The 21,211-nt window shown below is 37.8% G+C and carries 18 protein-coding genes; 14 read left to right on the top strand and 4 right to left on the bottom strand.

Translation table 11 applies throughout. The features are described 5' to 3' along the window. Nucleotides 1–127 precede the first annotated feature (127 nt). The 9 genes from uraA (at nucleotide 128) to pyrE (ending at nucleotide 11,073) form a co-directional block, all read left to right on the top strand. Complete coding sequence (gene uraA, locus VF726_RS11170; protein ID WP_440168026.1) at nucleotides 128–1,411, top strand: uracil permease; 1,284 nt, start codon at nucleotides 128–130, stop codon at nucleotides 1,409–1,411. Between the two features lie 148 nt (nucleotides 1,412–1,559). After that, nucleotides 1,560–2,474, top strand: a complete 915-nt coding sequence (pyrB, locus tag VF726_RS11175) for an aspartate carbamoyltransferase (RefSeq protein WP_440168028.1) — start codon at nucleotides 1,560–1,562, stop codon at nucleotides 2,472–2,474. Beyond that, nucleotides 2,458–3,744 carry a dihydroorotase gene (gene pyrC, locus VF726_RS11180; RefSeq protein WP_001108374.1) on the top strand — a complete coding sequence of 429 codons (1,287 nt, stop codon included), beginning with the start codon at nucleotides 2,458–2,460 and terminating at the stop codon, nucleotides 3,742–3,744. The genes pyrB and pyrC overlap by 17 nt, the downstream gene beginning before the upstream one ends. Further along, nucleotides 3,741–4,838: a carbamoyl phosphate synthase small subunit gene (locus tag VF726_RS11185; protein ID WP_000828678.1), complete on the top strand. Its 1,098-nt coding sequence runs from the start codon at nucleotides 3,741–3,743 to the stop codon at nucleotides 4,836–4,838. Before pyrC ends, VF726_RS11185 begins: the two co-directional genes overlap by 4 nt. Continuing rightward, nucleotides 4,823–8,041 carry a carbamoyl-phosphate synthase large subunit gene (gene carB, locus VF726_RS11190; RefSeq protein ID WP_440168031.1) on the top strand — a complete coding sequence of 1,073 codons (3,219 nt, stop codon included), beginning with the start codon at nucleotides 4,823–4,825 and terminating at the stop codon, nucleotides 8,039–8,041. Before VF726_RS11185 ends, carB begins: the two co-directional genes overlap by 16 nt. Next, complete coding sequence (gene pyrK / locus VF726_RS11195; protein ID WP_000983359.1) at nucleotides 8,038–8,817, top strand: dihydroorotate oxidase B electron transfer subunit; 780 nt, start codon at nucleotides 8,038–8,040, stop codon at nucleotides 8,815–8,817. Before carB ends, pyrK begins: the two co-directional genes overlap by 4 nt. Beyond that, nucleotides 8,814–9,743 (top strand): dihydroorotate oxidase B catalytic subunit, encoded by a 930-nt coding sequence (pyrD, locus tag VF726_RS11200; protein WP_029443129.1) that lies wholly within the window; start codon nucleotides 8,814–8,816, stop codon nucleotides 9,741–9,743. Before pyrK ends, pyrD begins: the two co-directional genes overlap by 4 nt. Continuing rightward, nucleotides 9,728–10,444 (top strand): orotidine-5'-phosphate decarboxylase, encoded by a 717-nt coding sequence (gene pyrF, locus VF726_RS11205; protein WP_000083496.1) that lies wholly within the window; start codon nucleotides 9,728–9,730, stop codon nucleotides 10,442–10,444. The genes pyrD and pyrF overlap by 16 nt, the downstream gene beginning before the upstream one ends. Beyond that, on the top strand, nucleotides 10,441–11,073 hold the full coding sequence (pyrE, locus tag VF726_RS11210) for an orotate phosphoribosyltransferase (RefSeq protein ID WP_000711449.1): 633 nt from the start codon (nucleotides 10,441–10,443) through the stop codon (nucleotides 11,071–11,073). The genes pyrF and pyrE overlap by 4 nt, the downstream gene beginning before the upstream one ends. Before the next feature lie 115 nt (nucleotides 11,074–11,188). On the opposite strand, the gene VF726_RS11215 is transcribed toward pyrE, so the two are convergent. Both VF726_RS11215 and VF726_RS11220 read right to left on the bottom strand, forming a co-directional pair. Further along, on the bottom strand, nucleotides 11,189–11,440 hold the full coding sequence (locus tag VF726_RS11215; RefSeq protein WP_088313483.1) for a YbeF family protein: 252 nt from the start codon (nucleotides 11,438–11,440) through the stop codon (nucleotides 11,189–11,191). Nucleotides 11,441–11,605: 165 nt separating this feature from the next. Further along, complete coding sequence (locus VF726_RS11220) at nucleotides 11,606–12,991, bottom strand: hypothetical protein (RefSeq protein ID WP_440168036.1); 1,386 nt, start codon at nucleotides 12,989–12,991, stop codon at nucleotides 11,606–11,608. Nucleotides 12,992–13,157: 166 nt separating this feature from the next. On the opposite strand from VF726_RS11220, the gene VF726_RS11225 reads away from it, so the two are divergent. Then, the gene (locus tag VF726_RS11225; protein WP_440168038.1) at nucleotides 13,158–13,523 is read left to right on the top strand and encodes a YoqO family protein; all 366 of its coding nucleotides are present in this window, start codon (nucleotides 13,158–13,160) and stop codon (nucleotides 13,521–13,523) included. Between the two features lie 15 nt (nucleotides 13,524–13,538). Continuing rightward, nucleotides 13,539–13,907 (top strand): YoqO family protein, encoded by a 369-nt coding sequence (locus tag VF726_RS11230; protein WP_440168040.1) that lies wholly within the window; start codon nucleotides 13,539–13,541, stop codon nucleotides 13,905–13,907. A 42-nt stretch (nucleotides 13,908–13,949) separates the two neighbouring features. Here VF726_RS11230 and VF726_RS11235 read toward each other — a convergent pair whose 3' ends face one another. Together VF726_RS11235 and VF726_RS11240 are read right to left on the bottom strand one after the other, a co-directional pair. Next, nucleotides 13,950–15,020 carry a M24 family metallopeptidase gene (locus VF726_RS11235; RefSeq protein ID WP_440168042.1) on the bottom strand — a complete coding sequence of 357 codons (1,071 nt, stop codon included), beginning with the start codon at nucleotides 15,018–15,020 and terminating at the stop codon, nucleotides 13,950–13,952. A gap of 342 nt (nucleotides 15,021–15,362) precedes the next feature. Further along, complete coding sequence (locus tag VF726_RS11240) at nucleotides 15,363–17,072, bottom strand: Rqc2 family fibronectin-binding protein (RefSeq protein ID WP_440168044.1); 1,710 nt, start codon at nucleotides 17,070–17,072, stop codon at nucleotides 15,363–15,365. A gap of 103 nt (nucleotides 17,073–17,175) precedes the next feature. Here VF726_RS11240 and VF726_RS11245 point away from each other — a divergent pair, with 103 nt between their 5' ends. The 3 genes from VF726_RS11245 to remA all read left to right on the top strand — a co-directional run bounded on the left by VF726_RS11245 (nucleotide 17,176) and on the right by remA (nucleotide 21,205). Then, nucleotides 17,176–19,899, top strand: coding sequence for a calcium-translocating P-type ATPase, SERCA-type (locus tag VF726_RS11245; RefSeq protein ID WP_440168046.1), 2,724 nt, complete (start codon nucleotides 17,176–17,178; stop codon nucleotides 19,897–19,899). A 99-nt stretch (nucleotides 19,900–19,998) separates the two neighbouring features. Next, the gene (locus VF726_RS11250) at nucleotides 19,999–20,874 is read left to right on the top strand and encodes a YicC/YloC family endoribonuclease (protein WP_440168048.1); all 876 of its coding nucleotides are present in this window, start codon (nucleotides 19,999–20,001) and stop codon (nucleotides 20,872–20,874) included. A gap of 67 nt (nucleotides 20,875–20,941) precedes the next feature. Then, entirely contained in the window at nucleotides 20,942–21,205 is a 264-nt protein-coding gene (gene remA / locus VF726_RS11255) for an extracellular matrix/biofilm regulator RemA (protein WP_001251456.1), read from the top strand. Nucleotides 21,206–21,211 lie beyond the last annotated feature (6 nt).

Consider the following 21,211-nt stretch of genomic DNA (forward strand, 5'->3'; position numbering starts at 1 on the left):
CTGTGAGGCTGCCAAAGGGTCTTGGCTTTCATATGTCAAATTTGGCATACGAAAGTGTAGGACTCTTTGTGCACAGGCACAAAGAGTTTTTTTATTGCAAAGAATGAAACTGAAGGAGGATGTAACAATGGAACAAAAGCCAGTGTTAGACGTTAATGAAGTACCGAAACCGGGAAAATGGTTATTTTTAAGTATACAACATTTGTTCGCGATGTTTGGATCAACAGTGCTTGTTCCGTTTTTAACAGGATTGAATCCGTCAGTAGCATTAATATCAAGTGGATTAGGAACGCTAGCGTTTCTTCTTATAACGAAAGGTCAAGTACCTGCCTATCTAGGATCATCATTCGCCTTTATCGCACCGATAATAACAGCGAAAACAGCAGGTGGACCTGGAGCAGCAATGCTCGGTGGTTTGCTAGCAGGACTTGTGTACATCTTAATCTCACTCGGAATTAAGAAGTCAGGATCAGAGTGGATCATGAAATTACTTCCGCCAATCGTAGTCGGTCCAGTAGTAATGGTAATCGGTTTAGCTTTAGCACATACAGCAGTTAACATGGCGATGAACGGTGCGGATGGCAAATATAGCTTTACACACTTTTCAGTAGCGTTAGTAACGTTAGCAATTACAATTATTTGCTCTATATTCGGAAGAGGGTTTTTCAGTATCATACCAGTGTTACTAGGGATTATCGGCGGATATATCTTCGCTTACTTCCAAGGGCTAGTAGACTTAAAACCGATAGCTGAGGCAAAATGGTTTCTTGTACCAGATTTCACAGTACCATTTGTAACATACACTCCGGAGTTTTCGTGGAAGATTGTACTCCTAATGGTACCAGTTGCACTAGTAACAATTTCAGAGCATATTGGACATCAAATTGTACTTGGAAATGTTATTAAAAGAGATTTAATTGAAAAACCAGGTTTACACCGTTCAATCTTCGGTGATGGAGTAGCGACATTAATCGCGTCACTAATCGGTGGACCGCCGAATACAACGTATGGTGAAAACATCGGTGTGCTAGCAATTACGAGAGCATACAGTGTATACTTATTCATCGGTTCAGCAGTGTTCGCAATTATGTTCGGGTTTATCGGTAAGATTTCTGCACTGATTCATTCGATCCCAACACCGGTTATGGGTGGTGTATCAATCTTACTATTCGGTGTAATCGCATCAAGCGGATTACGCATGATGGTAGATGATAAAACAGACCTAAGTGACAAACGAAACTTAATGATTGCATCAGTAATACTAGTAATCGGTATTGGTGGAGCGGTACTTCACGTAGGAGAATCGTTCCAAGTAGAAGGAATGGCACTAGCAGCAATTATAGGTGTACTATTAAATCTACTACTACCGGAAACGAAACAAATAAAACAATCTAAGCAGATTGCATCATAATAATAACCTTTTAATTCAGTCCTGTGAGACCGGAAAGGGTGGCTTCTTTCTTGCACCCTAGTCTCACATGACTAGGGTATTTTTATGCAAAAGTTGTTATGAAAATACAAAAGTGGTAACATAAAAATCAGAAAGATGAGGGATGACGATGAGCCATTTGTTAACGATGAGTGAATTATCGGAAGTAGAAATTTCAGAAATCCTAAAAGACGCAGAAGATTTCGCGAATGGAAAAGAGAGCAAAACGACAGAGCAAACTTTTGTTGCAAACTTGTTCTTTGAGAATAGTACGAGAACGAGATTTAGCTTTGAAGTTGCTGAGAAGAGATTAGGACTTGAAGTTTTAAACTTTTCAGCTGATGCATCTAGCGTACAAAAAGGAGAAACTTTATACGATACGATAAGAACACTAGAATCAATCGGAACAAAAGCGGTAATCGTCCGCCATGAGCAAGATCGCTACTTCGATGAACTAAAAGATCAGGTAAATATCCCAATCTTAAACGCTGGAGATGGATGTGGAAACCACCCAACGCAGTGCCTACTCGATCTTCTTACAATTAAACAAGAGTTTGGAAGATTTGAAGGATTAAAGATTGCGATAGTAGGAGATGTTCGTCACAGCCGAGTAGCACGTTCTAATGCAGAAGCATTAACGAAACTGGGTGCAACAATTTATTTTGCAAGTCCAGAAGAGTGGAAAGATGAAGACAGCACATTTGGAACATACAAAGCATTAGATGAACTTGTTCCAGAAGTGGATGTAATGATGTTACTTCGTGTACAACATGAGCGTCATGATCATTATGAAACAGACATTATGAAAGAGTATCATGAGAAACACGGATTAACAGTGGAAAGAGAAAAACGTATGAAAGAAGGAAGCATTATTATGCATCCAGCTCCTGTAAACCGAGATGTTGAAATTGCAAGTGAACTTGTTGAGTGTGAGCGTTCACGCATATTTAAACAAATGGAAAATGGAGTTTACGTAAGAATGGCTGTACTAAAACGCGCCTTACCAAATGTATTAGGAGGAATGAAACATGAATTACTTGTTTAAAAATGGTCGTTATATGAATGAAGAAGGAAAAATCGTAGCAACAGATCTTCTCGTACAAGACGGTAAAATCGCTAAGGTAGCAGAAAATATTACGGCAGATAATGCTGAAGTAATCGATGTGAACGGAAAGTTAATCGCACCTGGATTAGTAGATGTACACGTACATCTTCGTGAACCAGGTGGTGAACATAAAGAAACAATTGAAACAGGCACACTAGCAGCGGCAAAAGGTGGATTCACTACAATTTGTGCAATGCCAAATACACGCCCAGTACCAGATTGCAGAGAACATATGGAAGACTTGCAAAATCGTATTAAAGAGAAAGCGCATGTCAACGTACTACCATACGGAGCAATTACAGTACGCCAAGCGGGTTCTGAAATGACAGATTTCGAAACATTAAAAGAACTTGGAGCATTTGCTTTCACTGATGACGGTGTAGGCGTACAAGATGCTAGCATGATGTTAGCAGCTATGAAGCGTGCAGCGAAATTAAATATGGCAGTAGTTGCACACTGTGAAGAGAATACTCTTATTAATAAAGGTTGTGTACATGAAGGGAAGTTTTCTGAGAAACACGGATTAAACGGTATCCCATCAGTATGTGAATCTGTACATATTGCAAGGGATATATTGCTTGCTGAAGCGGCAGATTGTCACTATCACGTATGTCACGTAAGTACGAAAGGCTCTGTACGCGTAATTCGTGATGCAAAGCGCGCTGGAATTAAAGTAACAGCAGAAGTAACACCTCATCACTTAGTGTTATGTGAAGATGATATCCCATCAGCTGATCCTAACTTTAAAATGAACCCACCGCTTCGTGGAAAAGAAGATCACGCAGCACTAATTGAAGGTTTACTAGATGGAACAATCGATATGATTGCAACTGATCATGCACCGCATACAGCGGAAGAGAAAGCGCAAGGAATTGAAAGAGCACCGTTCGGAATTACTGGTTTTGAAACAGCATTCCCACTTCTATACACAAACCTTGTGAAAAAAGGAATTATTACACTAGAACAGTTAATTCAATTCTTAACAGAAAAGCCAGCTGATACATTCGGCTTAGAAGCAGGTCGCCTGAAAGAAGGTAGAACAGCTGATATTACAATCATTGATTTAGAACAAGAAGAAGAGATTGATCCAACAACATTCTTATCAAAAGGAAAAAACACACCATTCGCAGGTTGGAAATGCCAAGGATGGCCGGTAATGACAATCGTTGGTGGTAAGATCGCATGGCAAAAGGAGAGTGCATTAGTATGAAAAGACAACTTATCTTAGAAGATGGAACAGTATTAATTGGAACAGGTTTCGGAGGAGAAATCGAAAAGTCAGGTGAGGTTGTATTTACAACAGGAATGACTGGATATCAAGAAACATTATCTGATCCATCATATTGCGGTCAAATTGTAACATTCACGTACCCATTAATCGGAAACTACGGCATCAACCGTGACGATTTTGAATCGATTCACCCATCTGTAAATGGTTTAATCGTAAACGAAATTTGTGATCACCCATCAAACTTCCGTAATGAAATTTCGTTAAATGACTACTTAAAAGAAAGAAACATTCCAGGATTAGCAGGAATTGATACGAGAAAATTAACGAGAAAAATTCGTCAATACGGTACATTACGCGGACGCCTTTGTAACATGGATGCAGATGTAGAATACATCGTGAGCCAATTAAAAGCGACAGTATTTACAGATCATGTAAAACGCGTATCAACGAAAGATCCATACCCAAGCCCAGGCCGCGGACATCGCGTTGTACTTGTAGACTTCGGTATGAAACATGGTATTTTACGAGAATTAAATAAACGTGACTGTGATGTAATTGTAGTTCCTTACAACACAACAGCAGAAGAGATTTTACGACTTAGCCCAGATGGAATTATGTTAAGTAACGGACCTGGGGATCCAAAAGATGTACCAGAAGCAATTGAAATGTTAAAAGACATTATCGGTAAGGTTCCTTTATTCGGAATTTGCCTAGGACATCAATTGTTCGCGCTAGCATCTGGTGCGAATACAAGTAAATTGAAATTCGGTCACCGTGGTTTAAACCATCCAGTAAAACATCTTGCAACTGGAAAAGTAGCCATTACATCTCAAAACCATGGTTACGCAGTAGAAGAAGAGTCAGTTAAAAATACAGAACTTGAAATTACACATGTCGCTTTAAATGATGGAACAGTAGAAGGTCTTCGTCATACGAAGTTCCCAGCATTTACAGTACAATATCATCCAGAAGCTTCAGCAGGACCAGAAGATGCAAACGATTTATTCGAAGATTTCTTAGCAATGATTGAAAACTTCAAGAAAGAAGGGGAAGAGTTATGCCAAAACGCCTAGACATTAACACAATTTTAGTAATCGGATCAGGACCAATTGTAATTGGGCAAGCAGCGGAGTTTGACTACTCTGGTACACAAGCTTGTCAATCTCTTAGAGAAGAAGGTTACAAAGTAATCCTTGTTAACTCTAACCCAGCAACAATTATGACAGATACTGCAACAGCAGATAAAGTATATATAGAACCATTAACACTAGAATTCGTAAGCCGTATCATTCGTAAAGAACGTCCAGATGCAATCTTACCAACATTAGGTGGTCAAACAGGTTTAAACATGGCTGTTGAACTTGCGAAATCAGGCATACTTGAAGAGTGTGGAGTTGAAATTTTAGGAACAAAATTATCAGCGATTGAGCAAGCGGAAGATCGTGATTTATTCCGTACATTAATGCAGGAATTAAATGAACCAATTCCATCTAGTACAATTATTCATACGCTAGAAGAAGCACATGAATTTGTAAAAGAAATTGGATATCCAGTTATTGTTCGCCCAGCATTTACAATGGGTGGAACAGGTGGCGGAATCTGTAGTAATGAAGAAGAACTAATTGAAATCGTATCAGGTGGATTAAAACATAGTCCAGTAACACAATGTTTATTAGAGAAAAGTATTGCTGGTTGTAAGGAAATTGAATATGAAGTAATGCGTGATTCAAATGATAACGCGATTGTAGTATGTAATATGGAAAATATCGATCCAGTTGGAGTTCACACAGGTGATTCTATCGTTGTAGCACCAAGCCAAACATTAAGTGACCGTGAATACCAAATGTTACGTAACACTTCATTACGAATTATTCGTGCATTAGGAATTGAAGGTGGATGTAACGTTCAGCTTGCACTCGATCCACATAGCTTCCAATACTATGTAATCGAAGTAAACCCGCGTGTAAGTCGTTCATCTGCACTAGCATCTAAAGCAACTGGATACCCAATTGCAAAGCTAGCAGCAAAAATTGCAGTCGGTTTAACGTTAGATGAAATTATAAATCCAGTAACACAAAAAACATACGCTTGTTTCGAACCAGCATTAGACTATGTTGTTTCAAAAATTCCACGCTGGCCATTTGATAAATTTGAATCAGCGAACAGAACACTTGGAACGCAAATGAAAGCAACTGGTGAAGTTATGTCAATCGGACGTAACTTAGAAGAATCATTATTAAAAGCGATTCGTTCTTTAGAGCTTGGTATTTATCACCTAGAATTAGACCACTTAAAAGAACTTGATAAAGAAACAATGAAAAAACGCATTATTAAAGCTGATGATGAGCGACTGTTTATTGTAGCAGAAGCAATTCGTCAAGGTGTAACGAAAGAAGAAATCAACGATTGGTGTGAAATGGACTTCTTCTTCTTACAAAAAGTAGAAAATATCGTAAACATGGAACGCGAAATAAAAGCGAATGTAGGAAATATGGAAGTACTACAAACTGCGAAAGAAATGGGCTTCAGTGACCATTACATCGCTAATGCTTGGAACAAAACAGAGCGTGAAATTTACGATATGCGTAAAGAAAGCAATATAACTCCGGTTTATAAAATGGTAGATACTTGTGCGGCAGAGTTTGAATCTGCAACACCATACTACTACAGCACATATGGTGACGAGAATGAATCGGTTAGAACAGATCGTAAGAGTGTAGTAGTTCTAGGATCTGGTCCGATCCGTATCGGTCAAGGTGTTGAGTTTGACTATGCAACAGTTCACTCAGTGTGGGCAATTAAAGAAGCTGGATATGAGGCAATCATTGTTAATAACAACCCAGAAACAGTTTCAACAGACTTCAGTATTTCTGACAAATTATACTTTGAACCATTAACGATTGAAGATGTAATGCACATTATCGATTTAGAAAAACCAGAAGGTGTTATCGTTCAGTTCGGTGGACAAACGGCAATTAACTTAGCTGCTAAATTAGAAGCTCACGGTGTGAAAATTTTAGGGACATCACTTGAAGATTTAGACCGCGCAGAAGATCGCGATAAGTTTGAAGCAGCGCTAACACAGCTTGGTATCCCGCAACCAGTTGGTAAAACAGCAACGACTGTAGAGCAAGCAGTAGCAATCGCTGACAAAATTGGTTACCCAGTATTAGTAAGACCATCTTACGTACTAGGTGGACGCGCGATGGAAATCGTATATCGTCAAGAAGAACTGTTGCACTACATGAAAAATGCAGTTAAAGTTCACGCTGATCACCCAGTATTAATCGACCGTTACATGGTTGGTAAAGAAATTGAAGTAGATGCAATTTCAGATGGTGAGAATGTATTCATTCCAGGTATTATGGAACATATTGAACGTGCTGGAGTTCACTCTGGTGACTCAATTGGAGTATATCCACCACAAAGCTTATCTGACAAATTAAAAGAACAAATTATTGAACATACAATTGCACTTGGAAAAGGATTAAACATTGTTGGATTACTAAATATCCAGTTTGTAGTATTCGAAGATCAAGTGTATGTAATTGAAGTAAACCCACGTGCGAGCCGTACAGTACCATTCTTAAGTAAAATTACAGGTGTACCAATGGCGAACGTTGCAACGAAAGTTATTTTAGGGCAAGACCTAGTAGAGCAAGGATACGGAACTGGTTATCACCCAGAAGAGAAAGAAGTATATGTAAAAGCTCCGGTATTCTCATTCGCGAAACTACGCTCAGTTGATACAACATTAGGACCTGAAATGAAATCAACAGGGGAAGTAATGGGTAAAGACTTAACGCTTGAAAAAGCATTATATAAAGGATTAGTTGCTTCTGGAATTAACATCCCAACGCACGGATCAGTAATCATTACTGTAGCGGATAAAGATAAAGAAGAGGCAATGGAAATTGCAAAACGTTTCCACGAAATCGGTTATAACTTATTAGCAACAGCTGGAACAGCACAATCGTTAGCAGAACAAAATATCCCAGTACAAGTTGTAAACAAAATTGATTCTGAAGACTACAACTTACTAGATATTATCCGTCAAGGAAAAGCACAGTTTGTAATCAATACGCTAACAAAAGGTAAACAACCAGCGCGTGATGGTTTCCGCATTCGCCGTGAATCAGTAGAAAATGGTGTAGCTTGCTTAACATCACTTGATACAACGAGAGCAATCTTACGAGTATTAGAATCTATGACATTCTCAGCTCATTCAATGAAAGAAATTACGCAAACAAAGCGTCACGAGGTGGTACATGCATGATGCAAAAGCAAAATATGATCGTCGTTAACCAAAAAGAAATCGCAAAAAACATTTACGAATTAGTGCTTCAAGGAACGTTAGTACAGCAAATGAACGAACCAGGGCAGTTTGTACACATTAAGGTAGCAGAGGGCATTGCGCCCCTTCTGCGCCGCCCGATTAGTATTTGTAATGTAGATCAAGAGAAGAACGAATTTACAATGCTATACCGTGCGGAAGGGCAAGGGACAAAAACATTAGCAACTAGAAAACAAGGTGAAATGGTAGACGTGCTAGGACCACTAGGACACGGTTTTCCTGTAGAAGAAGCAGAAGCTGGTCAAACAGCTTTACTAGTAGGCGGGGGAATTGGTGTACCACCACTTTATGAATTATCACAGCGCCTCGTTGCAAAAGGTGTACGTGTTATTCACATCCTAGGTTTTCAAACGAAAGATGTAGTTTTCTATGAAGAAAAATTTGCAGAACTTGGTGATACGTACGTTGCGACAGTAGACGGTACACACGGTACAAAAGGATTTGTCACAGATGTAATTGATAATTACGGAATTGACTTTGATATTCTTTATTCATGTGGTCCGTTAGCGATGCTTCGTGCATTAGAAGGACGTTACAAAGAGAAAAAAGCTTATATTTCTTTAGAAGAACGTATGGGCTGTGGTATTGGAGCTTGTTTCGCATGTGTATGCCACTTACAAGAAGATCCAAGTGGGCATTCTTACAAGAAGGTGTGTAGCGACGGACCAGTATTTCCAATCGGGGAGGTTGTACTATGAACAGATTGCAAGTTGAATTACCGGGATTATCATTAAAAAATCCAATTATACCGGCATCTGGATGCTTTGGATTTGGTCGTGAATATGCACAGTTTTACGATTTAAGTGTACTAGGATCAATCATGATTAAAGCGACGACAGAACAACCACGTTATGGAAATCCGACGCCTCGTGTTGCTGAAACACCGGGCGGCATGTTAAATGCAATTGGACTTCAAAACCCAGGGTTAGAAAAAGTAATGAATTCTGAATTACCATGGTTAGAACAATTTGATCTTCCAATCATTGCGAACGTTGCAGGCTCACAAGCTGAGGATTACGTAGCGGTAGCAAAAGAAATTTCTAAAGCGCCTAATGTCCATGCACTAGAATTAAATATTTCTTGTCCGAACGTAAAAACAGGTGGTATCGCCTTTGGTACAAATCCTGAAATTGCTGCTGATTTAACGAAGCGAGTAAAAGAGGTTTCTGAAGTACCTGTATACGTGAAGTTGTCACCGAACGTGGCAAACATTGTGGAAATTGCAAAAGCGATTGAAAATGCAGGTGCAGATGGTTTAACGATGATTAATACATTGCTTGGTATGCGTCTAGATTTAAAAACAGCTAAACCAATTTTAGCAAACCGTACAGGTGGATTATCAGGTCCTGCGATTAAGCCAGTAGCAATTCGTATGGTACATGAAGTAAGTCAAGCGGTTAACATTCCAATAATCGGAATGGGTGGTATTGAAACAGCGGAAGATGTAATTGAATTCTTCTACGCTGGTGCAAGCGCAGTTGCAGTAGGTACAGCGAACTTTATTGATCCGTTCGTATGTCCGACAATTATTGAAGAGTTACCAGTATTACTAGATGAATTAGGATTTGATCACATTTCGGAATGTCAAGGAAGGAGCTGGAAGCAAACATGTCACAGTCGTTAATCGTTGCATTAGATTTTCCAGGGAAACAAGATGTAGAACAATTCTTGCGCCACTTTGAAGGGGAAGAGTTATTTGTCAAAGTTGGTATGGAGTTATTTTACAAAGAAGGCCCTGCGATTATTACGTACTTAAAAGAAAAAGGACATAAGATTTTTCTAGATTTAAAACTTCATGATATTCCGAATACAGTAAAAAGCGCTATGCGTAGCCTAGCTAGTCTAGATGTTGATATGGTAAATGTTCATGCTGCTGGGGGAAGCAGTATGATGAAAGCTGCGATTGAGGGATTAGAGGAAGGTAAGCAAGAAGGAAAAGAGAGACCGATTTGTATTGCAGTTACACAACTAACAAGCACTTCGGAAGCTATGATGAAAAAAGAGATTGGCATTGAGAAAACGTTAGAAGAAGCGGTTGCTCATTATGCAAAACTAACGAAAGAAAGTGGACTTGATGGCGTTGTTTGCTCAACGCTTGAAGTTCCAAAACTACGTGAAGTATGCGGAAATGAATTTGTAACAGTAACACCGGGGATTCGTCTTGCAAGCGATGATGTAAATGACCAGGTGCGCGTAGCAACACCGAAACGTGCGAGGGAACTTGGCTCAAGCTATATCGTAGTTGGACGTAGTATTACAAAAGCAGAAAATCCGCTTGAAGCGTATAAAACAGTAAAACAACAGTGGGAAGGTGTAACAGTATGAAAAAAGAAATCGCATCGCATTTATTAGAAATTGGAGCAGTATTTTTACAACCGAATGATCCATTCACTTGGTCTTCAGGTATGAAATCACCAATTTATTGTGATAACCGTTTAACTTTATCTTATCCAAAAGTACGTCAAGCAATTGCAGCTGGATTAGAAGAGTTAATTAAAGAGCACTTCCCAACTGTAGAAGTTATTGCAGGAACAGCAACTGCTGGTATTGCGCACGCTGCATGGGTAAGCGATCGTATGGATTTACCAATGTGCTACGTACGTAGTAAAGCAAAAGGTCACGGTAAAGGGAACCAAATCGAAGGAAAAGCTGAAAAAGGTCAAAAAGTAGTAGTAGTAGAAGATCTAATTTCAACTGGCGGTAGTGCAATTACATGTGTAGAAGCACTTCGCGAAGCTGGCTGTGAAGTATTAGGAATCGTATCAATCTTCACATACGAGCTTGAAGCAGGAAAAGAAAAACTAGAAGCAGCTAACGTAGCATCATACTCTTTAAGCGACTACAGTGCATTAACTGAAGTAGCGGCAGAAAAAGGTATGATTGGACAAGCTGAAACGAAAAAATTACAAGAGTGGCGTAAAAATCCAGCTAACGAAGCTTGGATCACAGCGTAACACGAAAAAATGACCGCGGGGGAACGCGGTCATTTTTTATATTATTGTTAAAGCTTCATGTAAGTTCCCTTAATATCAAAGAAAATTATATGATAATCTCCTTGCTAACAACTATTTAGCGTTTTGCCGCAACCTCATAACCTCTTACAAACAATAGAGTCATATAAGAAACAATAAATGAAAAGATGCTGTACATGCCAACCCAAAAGAAGAATTTTGGAGTGAAGGCGATAACACCTATTATTAAAAAACTAGCAAACGTTACAATCGGCATTACGTAATACGTTTTCGTCTTCCGTGTTCCAATAACAGAAACGATAAAGATAAGTAATGGACAAATTAATAAGACGAAAATCAATTCATTCATAGTTATGTCCCCTTTTCTAATGGAAGTAATCTGTTTCTCGTAAACGTTTTTAAAAAATACTCTCTTAATATAACTTCGCTAACATGTATATAATCCCTTTTGAAAGTCAGTAATAAATGCTGGATTTCATAATAAAAAGCGTAAGCAAGAGCAAGCTTGCTTACGCTATAGAATAAACATCGCAACGATCGTGGTGACAATTAAGCCAATTACAACTGGTAAAAAGTTTCGGCGTGCGAGTTCAAATGGATCCACTTTACAAATGGCAGCGGCAGGAATAAGTGCCCAAGGAATTAAAGTACCGCCTCCAGTCCATATGGCAGCAATTTGTCCGAGTGCTGTTAATGTAGCTGTTCCATGCCCAAGTGCTGTACCGAAAAGATTAGCAATTGAACCAGCAAGTGATATACCAGAAAAGCCAGATCCATCTAATCCTGTTATGACACCAACGATAGTTAGTGTTCCCGCCGATACATATTGATTTAAAGGAACTGTTTGAGACAAAGCGATTCCTAAGTCGTTAATGATTCCGTGTGAACCTTTCGGTAAATAGTCTCCGATAATTTTTACAAAACCGCTATCTCCTAAATAAAAGAGTGCAGCAATTGGGATAACTGGACCAAAGATTTTAAAGCCAAATTGGAGCCCTTCTATAAAATAATCTGTCGTTTTATTTAGTCCATTTCCTTTGTAGGAGATGAGAGAAATGATGATAATCATAATAACAGTCGTCCCGCCGATAAGTGCAGTTGCGTCGCTTCCTTGTAGTTTAAATTGAATCATGCAAAGGATATCGATGGCATATACGATCGGAATGCAAATAGCGAGCCATTTTTTTGTCCGAGGAGATAATGAAGTAATCGTTTTAGAAGACGCAGTTGATGGAATAGATTCTTGTATAGCTAATCCTATATGAAATTCTTTTCGTAAGAAGAAAAATGCGACGGAAGTTGTCACAATGCCCATAACAATTACGAGAGGAACACTGGCAGAAACAACGCTAGAAACAGGAAGACCAGCAGCATCCGCAGTTAATTTCGGTGCACCTTGAATAACGAAGTCACCGGATAAAGCGATGCCGTGTCCGAATAAGTTCATAGCAATGGCAACTCCAATTGGAGGAAGGCCGACGCGTACAGCGACGGGTAATAAAATAGCTCCCATTAAAGCGACAGCTGGAGAAGGCCAAAAGAAGAAAGAAATTGTCATCATTAAAAGGCCGATAATCCAATAGGCGAGGGTAGGGGTACGAATCATCTTTGTGAATGGTGAAATCATCGTATCATTTATGCCAGTATGAACGAGTAGATTGCTCATTGATACGATAATGGAGATGATTAATATAGTTGGTAATAGTTCAGTAATAGCATAAATGAAACTTTGAAAAATACCGCTAATGGCAAGAGGGATAGAACTTGTAGCAGTTAATGCTAATAAAAAGATAAAAAGGATACAAATAATCGTCGTATCTTTCCGGAGAATAAAAAAGGTGATGATAGTGAGTAAACAAAGAATATAGAGAGCATGCAACAGCGTTAATTCAACTCCCATAACATTCACATCCTTTAGGCGTTCGTGTAGTTTATTGTATGAAAGCAGTGAAAGTATGTGAGTATAGGAAAAAGAAAAAAGTGAAATTTCATGTACTGTAATGGTAAGAACGGAAAATGGATGTTACAATACAATTAATCCTAAAAATGGAATTTAAGGAGGGCTTATGCACAAAAAAATTGGATTTTGGGGATTCGTTATATCTTGTAGTCTATTAATCATTTTAAATCTGTTTACAAACAATGAATGGATGAGTATCATACCTGTTTTCGGGTTTGTATTTATGCTTTTATATAACGGGGATGATATGAAACAATATAGTAAGAAAAGTATTGGAATTATGATAGGTATCATTGTTGTTTGCTCACTTTTTGTAGGATTTATTTTAATAGAAGGGCAGAAGCAAATGGAGAAAATGTCTATTTTTCAAGAATGGATGTCTTCTGCAAAAGGTCTTTATATTATAATTGTGGTTGTTATTTTTCTAAGAATTGTTATAAGTATAGCAAGTTACATATTAAAGGAGAAGTAGAATAGGGGAGTACGAATGAGAGAAAAAATAGGGTATTACGGTGTGCTCGTTTGTTTACTAGTATCAGGTATTTCAGGGCAATTTCTTAAAAGTGAATGGATACCAGCTATATTATGTATAGGAGCATTGATTTTTGCACCTATGTATCGCTGGAATGAATGGAAAGCTTATAGTCGAAAAAAGAAAATTGTTTTCAGCATTGAGTTTGTCATTATCATTAGCACAATTCCGTTTTTGTTATTGAAAGGAAATGAGATCATAGACGGAATTGTAATGTTTCAAGGGTGGTTATTTATTGCGAAATTGCTATATTTAATATGTATAGTAATGTCTGTAGCGGTAATCGCTAAAAAAGTAAACGAAAAGTTATTCGTTAATGAATAAAAGGAAATGCCACCTTATTGGGTGGCATTTTTTTCTATGATTTCAACAAGGAATAACAATAAGTTCTCGATTTGATTTCGTAATCACTTCATATCCGTCTTTTGTAATAACGATATCGTCTTCAATTCTACAACCGCCCCAATTTGGGATGTAAATACCAGGTTCAACTGTAACAACCATACCTTCTTCTAAAGTAGCCTTACTTTCTTGGGATAGGCGAAGAGGTTCATGTATTTCTAACCCAAGACCATGACCGGTAGAGTGTCCAAAATATTGACCGTATCCATGTTCTGTAATGTAATCTCTCGTTATATCATCGATACTCTTCGCAGTTTCTCCAGGCTTAATTGCTTCAGTCCCGCGTTTTAACGCTTCTCGTACAACACTGTATATTTTTTTGAATTCTTCTGATGGTTCCCCGATTGCTACAGTACGAGTTATATCAGAACAATATCCATCGTAAAGTGCACCGAAATCTAATGTAACGACGTCGCCTCGTTCGATTATTTTATTTGATGCAACTCCATGAGGAAGAGAAGAGCGAACGCCAGAAGCTACAATAATTTGAAATGAAGAGGATGTAGCCCCTTTTTTTCGCATGAAAAATTCTAACTCATCTCGTACATCATTTTCACTTATTCCCGGTTTTAAAAACGTAAGGATGTGGTGAAATGCCTCGTCTGCGATATTAGCTGCGATTTTCATTGTTTCTATTTCAGGTGTGTCTTTAATAATACGAATATTTTCGATGATTTCGCACACTTGAACCATTTCTACATGTACGTATTTTTGTAAATTTTTATATTGTTGCAATGTCATGTTGTTTTCTTCAATTCCGAGTTTTTGAATGTTTAATTTCGATACTTGATTTGCAATTTCTTTTTCTAAATTTCCTTGATGCATAATAATTTCAGCACCTTTTATTTGTGATTTCGCTTGATCAACATAGCGAAAATCAGTTATAAAAACAGCCTTATCCGCAGAGAGTAAGACGACGCCAGCGCTACCTGTAAAGCCAGTTGCATATTGGCGGTTTTCTTTTTTTGTAATAAGCAATCCGTCAATTTCATAGTTTTGTAGTTGATTTTGGATTTTATTAATTTTTAAAGTCATGTTAATTCCCCCTATTCACAGTATTGAATAAAGCAAATAGTGTGCCAAAATGTATATTTGAAGAAAAAATAGTAGGGACAACATATATTTTAGGGGAGATAAAAAAATAGTCCGCAATTTGTGGGAGACGGTTTGTTCATAAAATCCAAATTGCTTCAGTAAATAGCAGGGGATGAAAAAATATTGATTGGAATTGCATTTGTATGTTATTTACATGGTGTAAAAAATTTTATACAAATATGAAATGAAGCTGTCAATTTTTTTGACAATATGGAATGGATGTAGCAAATAAATTAAAAACATATAAAAAATGCGTTGCTTATAAGCAACGCATTTTTGTATTTACGCTTTTAATTTCATTACAGTATCAGCATCTGGTGTTACATAAACAGTTTGCTGATTGTCGTACGTAACAAAACCAAGTTTTGCACCACTCGGTTTTTTGACATGGCGTATTTTGGTGAAATCAACAGGTACAGAGCTAGATTCTTTTGCTTTACTATAATAGGCAGCAATTTTGGCAGCTTCTAGTAAAGTTTCTTCAGCAGGCTCTAAAGAACGAATGACAACGTGAGAACCAGGTATGTCTTTCGTATGTAACCAAATTTCATCACGACGGGCAAATTTCGTTGTTAAATAATCATTTTGTTTATTGTTTTTACCAACGAAAATCTCTGTGCCATCACTTGCTAAATATTTATCTAATACTGGTTTAGTAGGCTTTTTCTTTGTGTTTTTCGTTTTACGATTGCGCATATAACCTTCTTCAGCTAATTCCTCGCGAATTTCTTCAATATCTTTTGAAGAAGCAGCTTCCATTTGTTGAAGTAAGCTATCAAAGTAAAGAATTTCTTCATTTGTTTTTGCGATTTGCTCTTCTACAACAACAACTGAATTTTTCGCTTTTTGATACTTTTGGAAATAGCGTTGCGCATTATCAGATGGCGTTTTTAAAGGATCTAATGTAATCTTTACAGTTCCGCCATTTTCATCGTAATAGTTAACGACTTCAATATCTTTATCACCTTTTTTCAAAGCGTACATATTGGCTGTAAGTAGTTCACCAAATAATTGATATTTATCTGCCTTTCCAGCATCTTGTAATGTTTTTTCTAGTTTAATGAGTTTTTTCTCATTTTTATTTTTTTCGTTTTGCATAAAGCGCTCTAAATCATAAGCTTGTTGTTTTACACGGTCGCGCTCTGCTTTTCCGAAAAAGAAACGGTCTAGTAATTCACTAACAGATGAGAACGTCTTGTCTGCCCCGGCTAAGTGCGCAAGAGGGAAAAGGTAGAAGAATTCTTTTCCATTTGAAGTAGTCATCGTTGGTGAATATGTATGAGTTAATAATGGCTTTTGTATGGAGAAAAATGCGTCTGCTAATGCTTTTTCATTTACCATACCAGCTTTTTTCACTACTTCCTTTGCGAATAGTGGTGATATTCCCGTAAAGGTGCCGACAAGCTGTTTATCCATGTTTCCAGATAGAAAGTCTAATGGTCTAATAAATTCCTCATTTGTTTCAATCTGAAGGGGATTAATTTTATGTTGTGCTGGTGGCGCAACATATTCAGCTCCAGCGTATACAGTTCGATGTCGGTTTACGGCTAAAGAAACGTGTTTTAAGCTATCTAAAATATTATTTGTTTTTGTGTCTACTAAAATGATGTTACTATGTCGTCCCATTATTTCAATTACTAATGTTTTTAGTGATTCATCACCAATTTCATTTCTGCTTCGCACAGTAATTTGAATAATACGCTCTAAATCAATTTGCTCAATTTTTTCAATGAATCCACCTTCTAAATGTTTACGAAGAAGCATACAAAACATTGGCGGAAGTGCAGGTGAATCGTAATTTTGATTTGTTAAGTGTAAACGTGCATATGTCGGATGAGCGGAAAGAATCAGTTTTTGATTTTTTCCGTTTGCTCGAATATGTAATAAAATCTCATATTTTGAAGGTTGATATATTTTTGAAATTCTCCCCGTGTAAAGAGAATTTGCAATTTCATGTGTAATTGCTCTTGTAAATAATCCATCGAATGCCATAAAAACACTCCTTTCTAACTAAAAGTTAATTATAGCATTTTTTTGGACGAGGCTGAATAAGCTTTCAATAGAGTATGTCTGGAATGAGGAGGTCGATAGCAGGATGAACTGGTATGGAATGCGCGCACATGAAGTGGAAGAAAGAACGAATACGAATGTAAAGGTTGGACTGACAGAGAAAGAAGCAGAAGGGCGAATAAAGAAATTTGGTACAAATGAATTAGATGAAGCGAAAAGGCCTTCTGCACTAATGGTCTTTTTAGCGCAATTTAAAGATTTCATGGTACTTGTTTTGTTTGGTGCAACAATCGTTTCGGCTTTTTTAGGGGAATATATTGATTCTATTGCGATTATTGCAATTGTTATTATCAACGGTATTCTCGGCTTTTTCCAAGAAAGAAAGGCTGAAAAGTCATTGGAAGCTTTAAAAGAGCTAGCCGCCCCGCAAGTTACTGTACTGCGGAATGGAAAGTGGATAAAGGCACCGTCTAAAGCGCTCGTTTTAGGTGATGTTATAAAATTTTCTAGTGGCGATCGAATTGGTGCTGACGTACGTCTTGTTGAGGCATCGAGTTTATATATCGAAGAATCAGCTTTGACAGGAGAGTCAGTACCGGTGCAGAAAAAAGTAGAAGCATTGCAAGGGCAAGATGTTTCAATTGGTGATCAAAAAAATATGGCTTTTATGGGTACGATGATTACACGGGGGACTGGAACAGGAGTCGTTGTAGCAACAGGTATGAATACAGCGATGGGCCAAATTGCAAATATGTTACAAAATGCAGAGCAAATGGAAACACCACTGCAAAGAAGATTAGAGCAACTTGGAAAAATATTAATTATAGTGGCTCTTGTTTTGACAGCTCTTGTTGTATTAGCCGGTGTGTATCAAGGGAATGAAGTGTATCATATGTTTTTAGCTGGCGTGTCGCTAGCTGTTGCTGCTATTCCAGAAGGATTACCAGCAATCGTTACAGTAGCATTATCGCTTGGTGTACAGCGTATGATTAAAAAGAGAGCAATTGTAAGGAAGTTGCCAGCAGTAGAAACGTTAGGTTGTGCTTCCGTTATATGCTCTGATAAAACAGGAACGATGACGCAAAACAAAATGATGGTAACACACATGTGGTCAGGTGGAGAGTTGTGGAAAGTAACAGGCCAAGGGTATGAACCTAATGGCTCTTTTGTAAAAGGTGATAAAGAAATTAATCCAGTAAAGACGAAAGCGCTTTATCAACTACTTACATTTGGTTCGCTATGTAATAACGCAAATATTATTAAAAAGAAGAAGGCGTATGTATTAGATGGAGATCCAACTGAGGGAGCGCTTGTAGCTGCAGCAATGAAAGCGGGGATAACGCGTGAGGCACTGCAAGGGAAATTTGAAATTATTCGTGAGTTTCCATTTGATTCAACTCGAAAAATGATGAGTGTTATTGTGCGAGATAGAGAAGGGAAAAAGTTTCTTGTTACGAAGGGAGCACCAGATGTCCTCTTGCAAATGAGCCAAACAATTTTGTGGGGGGATAAGCAACAACCGTTAAGTGAGTTGTATAGAAAAGAAGTACAGGCGGCTATTCATAGCTTAGGTAGTCAAGCTCTTCGAACAATTGCAGTTGCCTTTAAGCCTTTAAAAGTAACAGATTCTACTGAACATGAAAGAGATGTTGAAAAAGATTTTATGTTGGTTGGGATACAAGGGATGATTGATCCGCCAAGACCAGAGGTAGAGCAGGCTGTAAAAGAGTGCAGAGAAGCTGGTATTCGAACAGTTATGATTACAGGGGACCATAAAGTGACTGCAATGGCGATTGCAGAACAATTAGGGGTTTTACCGCCAGGTGGACGTGTTGTTGAAGGAGTAGAACTTGCAAATATGGATGTAGAAGAATTAGAAAATGTTGTAGAAGATACGTATGTATTTGCTCGTGTATCACCAGAACATAAATTGAAAATTGTTAAAGCGTTGCAAAATAAAGGGCATATAGTAGCGATGACAGGTGATGGTGTGAACGATGCTCCAGCTATAAAAACAGCGGATATTGGAATAGCGATGGGAATTACAGGGACAGACGTTGCGAAAGAAGCGTCTTCTCTTGTATTGCTGGACGACAATTTTGCTACGATTAAATCAGCAATTAAAGAAGGTAGAAATATATACGAGAACATACGTAAGTTTATTCGTTATTTATTAGCATCGAACGTAGGCGAAATTTTAGTCATGTTATTTGCAATGTTACTTGCATTACCGCTGCCGATGGTTCCAATTCAAATTTTATGGGTGAACTTAGTTACTGATGGTTTACCGGCGATGGCATTAGGTTTAGATAAGGCCGAAGGAGACGTTATGAAGAGAACGCCGCGTCATCCGAAAGAAGGGGTATTTGCTAGAGGGCTTGCCTGGAAAATTATAAGTCGTGGTTTTCTAATTGGAGCAGTGACTTTAGTAGCGTTTATTATTGCATATAATCAACATCCAAATGAACTGAAATATGCACAAACTGTAGCGTTTGCGACGTTGGTACTTGCTCAGCTTATTCATGTATTTGATTGCCGAAGTGAGCATTCTGTTTTCCATCGTAATCCGTTTGGAAATGTGTATTTAGTTGGAGCGGTTATCATTTCATTACTACTCATGCTAGTAGTTATATATTATCCACCGTTACAACCAATCTTTAGTACGATGCCAATACAAGCAAGAGACTGGTTGTTAATTGGAGGTTTATCATCAATTCCGACCTTCTTACTAGTAGGTTCCTTGTTAACGGGGAAAAAGGGGAAGAAGGAAAAGCCAGTATTATATAAGAAGGGATTAAACTTGAAATAGTCAATGATATGAAAATGTGATATAATTTACAGAAGGTAGTAGAGCCTTGTCTCTATTACCTTTTTCATTGAGTTATTTCATGGCTTGGATGTGATAAAAATGATTTGTAGTATGACAGGATTTGGAAGGTCGAAAGTAGAAACTGATACTTTTCAAATTACAGTAGAAATGAAATCGGTGAACCACCGTTTTCTAGAGATGAGTATTCGACTTCCGAAGCAGATGATGGTATTTGAAGACAAAATTCGTAAAATAATTGCGGAACAAGTTAGGCGCGGTCGTATTGAAGTGTCTATTAGTATAACGGGTGAAGGGCTTGTTGAAAGAAAATTAAGTGTGAATTGGTCGCTTCTTGAGCAGTACCAATCGATTATGAAAGATATAAAAGGAAAATTTCAATTACAAGATTCTATTACACTTCAGCAATTAATGGCAATGCCAGAAGTAACAGCGATTGAAGAAGTGGAAAATGTAAATGAACAATTTGAGAACAGTTTATATGAGGCTGTTCGCCAAGCTGCTCAAATGTTAAAAACGATGAGAGATGGCGAAGGAGAACGATTACATAAAGATATAGCGTATCGTTTACAAGAGATTCACAATTGTGTAAATGCAATTATTCCGCATGCACCAATTGTTACACGAAAATATCGTGAACGATTAGAAAATCGCTTAAAAGAATTACATAATCAAGAGTTAGATGAACAAAGATTGTTAACAGAAGTTGCAATCTTTGCTGAGCGTTGTGATATTCACGAAGAGTTAGTTCGTTTGCAAAGTCATTTAGAGCAATTTCGTGAAACACTGCAGATTGAAGAACCTGTTGGAAGAAAAATGGATTTCATCGTGCAAGAGATGCATAGAGAAATTAATACGATTGGTTCGAAAGCAAATGACTTAACAATTTCAAAATATGTTGTAGAAATGAAAAATAACCTTGAAAAAATTCGTGAACAAGTACAAAATATTGAGTAGCTTTCAAAAAATATATAAAGTTATACGTGGTGGAGAAATCGGATAGACTTACTAGGAGGCGCAAACTATGGCCATGCGGTTTTTAAATATTGGATACGGAAATATTGTATCTGCTCATCGAATTATTGCTATTGTAAGTCCGGAATCAGCTCCTATTAAACGAACAGTACAGGAAGCACGCGAACATAATGCTTTGCTGGATGCTACGTATGGGAGAAAAACAAGGGCGGTTATTGTTATGGATGATGGGCATGTAGTATTAAGTCCAATTCAGCCAGAGACGATTGCACATCGTTTGAATAATAAAGAAGATTTAAGTGAGGAAGGGTAGGTTTTA

Origin of the sequence: Bacillus sp. Brlt_9, from assembly GCF_051948935.1 — a bacterium.
Lineage (GTDB): Bacteria > Bacillota > Bacilli > Bacillales > Bacillaceae_G > Bacillus_A.

Coding starts and splice junctions, on each gene's coding strand:
- VF726_RS11240 (WP_440168044.1), bottom strand. CDS start 17,072: ATGGCATTCGATGGATTATTTACAAGAGCAATTACACATGAAATTGCA.
- VF726_RS11220 (WP_440168036.1), bottom strand. CDS start 12,991: ATGGGAGTTGAATTAACGCTGTTGCATGCTCTCTATATTCTTTGTTTA.
- VF726_RS11185 (WP_000828678.1), top strand. CDS start 3,741: ATGAAAAGACAACTTATCTTAGAAGATGGAACAGTATTAATTGGAACA.
- pyrC (WP_001108374.1), top strand. CDS start 2,458: ATGAATTACTTGTTTAAAAATGGTCGTTATATGAATGAAGAAGGAAAA.
- VF726_RS11230 (WP_440168040.1), top strand. CDS start 13,539: ATGAGAGAAAAAATAGGGTATTACGGTGTGCTCGTTTGTTTACTAGTA.
- pyrK (WP_000983359.1), top strand. CDS start 8,038: ATGATGCAAAAGCAAAATATGATCGTCGTTAACCAAAAAGAAATCGCA.
- VF726_RS11215 (WP_088313483.1), bottom strand. CDS start 11,440: ATGAATGAATTGATTTTCGTCTTATTAATTTGTCCATTACTTATCTTT.
- pyrF (WP_000083496.1), top strand. CDS start 9,728: ATGTCACAGTCGTTAATCGTTGCATTAGATTTTCCAGGGAAACAAGAT.
- pyrB (WP_440168028.1), top strand. CDS start 1,560: ATGAGCCATTTGTTAACGATGAGTGAATTATCGGAAGTAGAAATTTCA.
- VF726_RS11245 (WP_440168046.1), top strand. CDS start 17,176: ATGAACTGGTATGGAATGCGCGCACATGAAGTGGAAGAAAGAACGAAT.
- VF726_RS11250 (WP_440168048.1), top strand. CDS start 19,999: ATGATTTGTAGTATGACAGGATTTGGAAGGTCGAAAGTAGAAACTGAT.
- VF726_RS11235 (WP_440168042.1), bottom strand. CDS start 15,020: ATGACTTTAAAAATTAATAAAATCCAAAATCAACTACAAAACTATGAA.
- uraA (WP_440168026.1), top strand. CDS start 128: ATGGAACAAAAGCCAGTGTTAGACGTTAATGAAGTACCGAAACCGGGA.
- carB (WP_440168031.1), top strand. CDS start 4,823: ATGCCAAAACGCCTAGACATTAACACAATTTTAGTAATCGGATCAGGA.
- pyrE (WP_000711449.1), top strand. CDS start 10,441: ATGAAAAAAGAAATCGCATCGCATTTATTAGAAATTGGAGCAGTATTT.
- remA (WP_001251456.1), top strand. CDS start 20,942: ATGGCCATGCGGTTTTTAAATATTGGATACGGAAATATTGTATCTGCT.
- VF726_RS11225 (WP_440168038.1), top strand. CDS start 13,158: ATGCACAAAAAAATTGGATTTTGGGGATTCGTTATATCTTGTAGTCTA.
- pyrD (WP_029443129.1), top strand. CDS start 8,814: ATGAACAGATTGCAAGTTGAATTACCGGGATTATCATTAAAAAATCCA.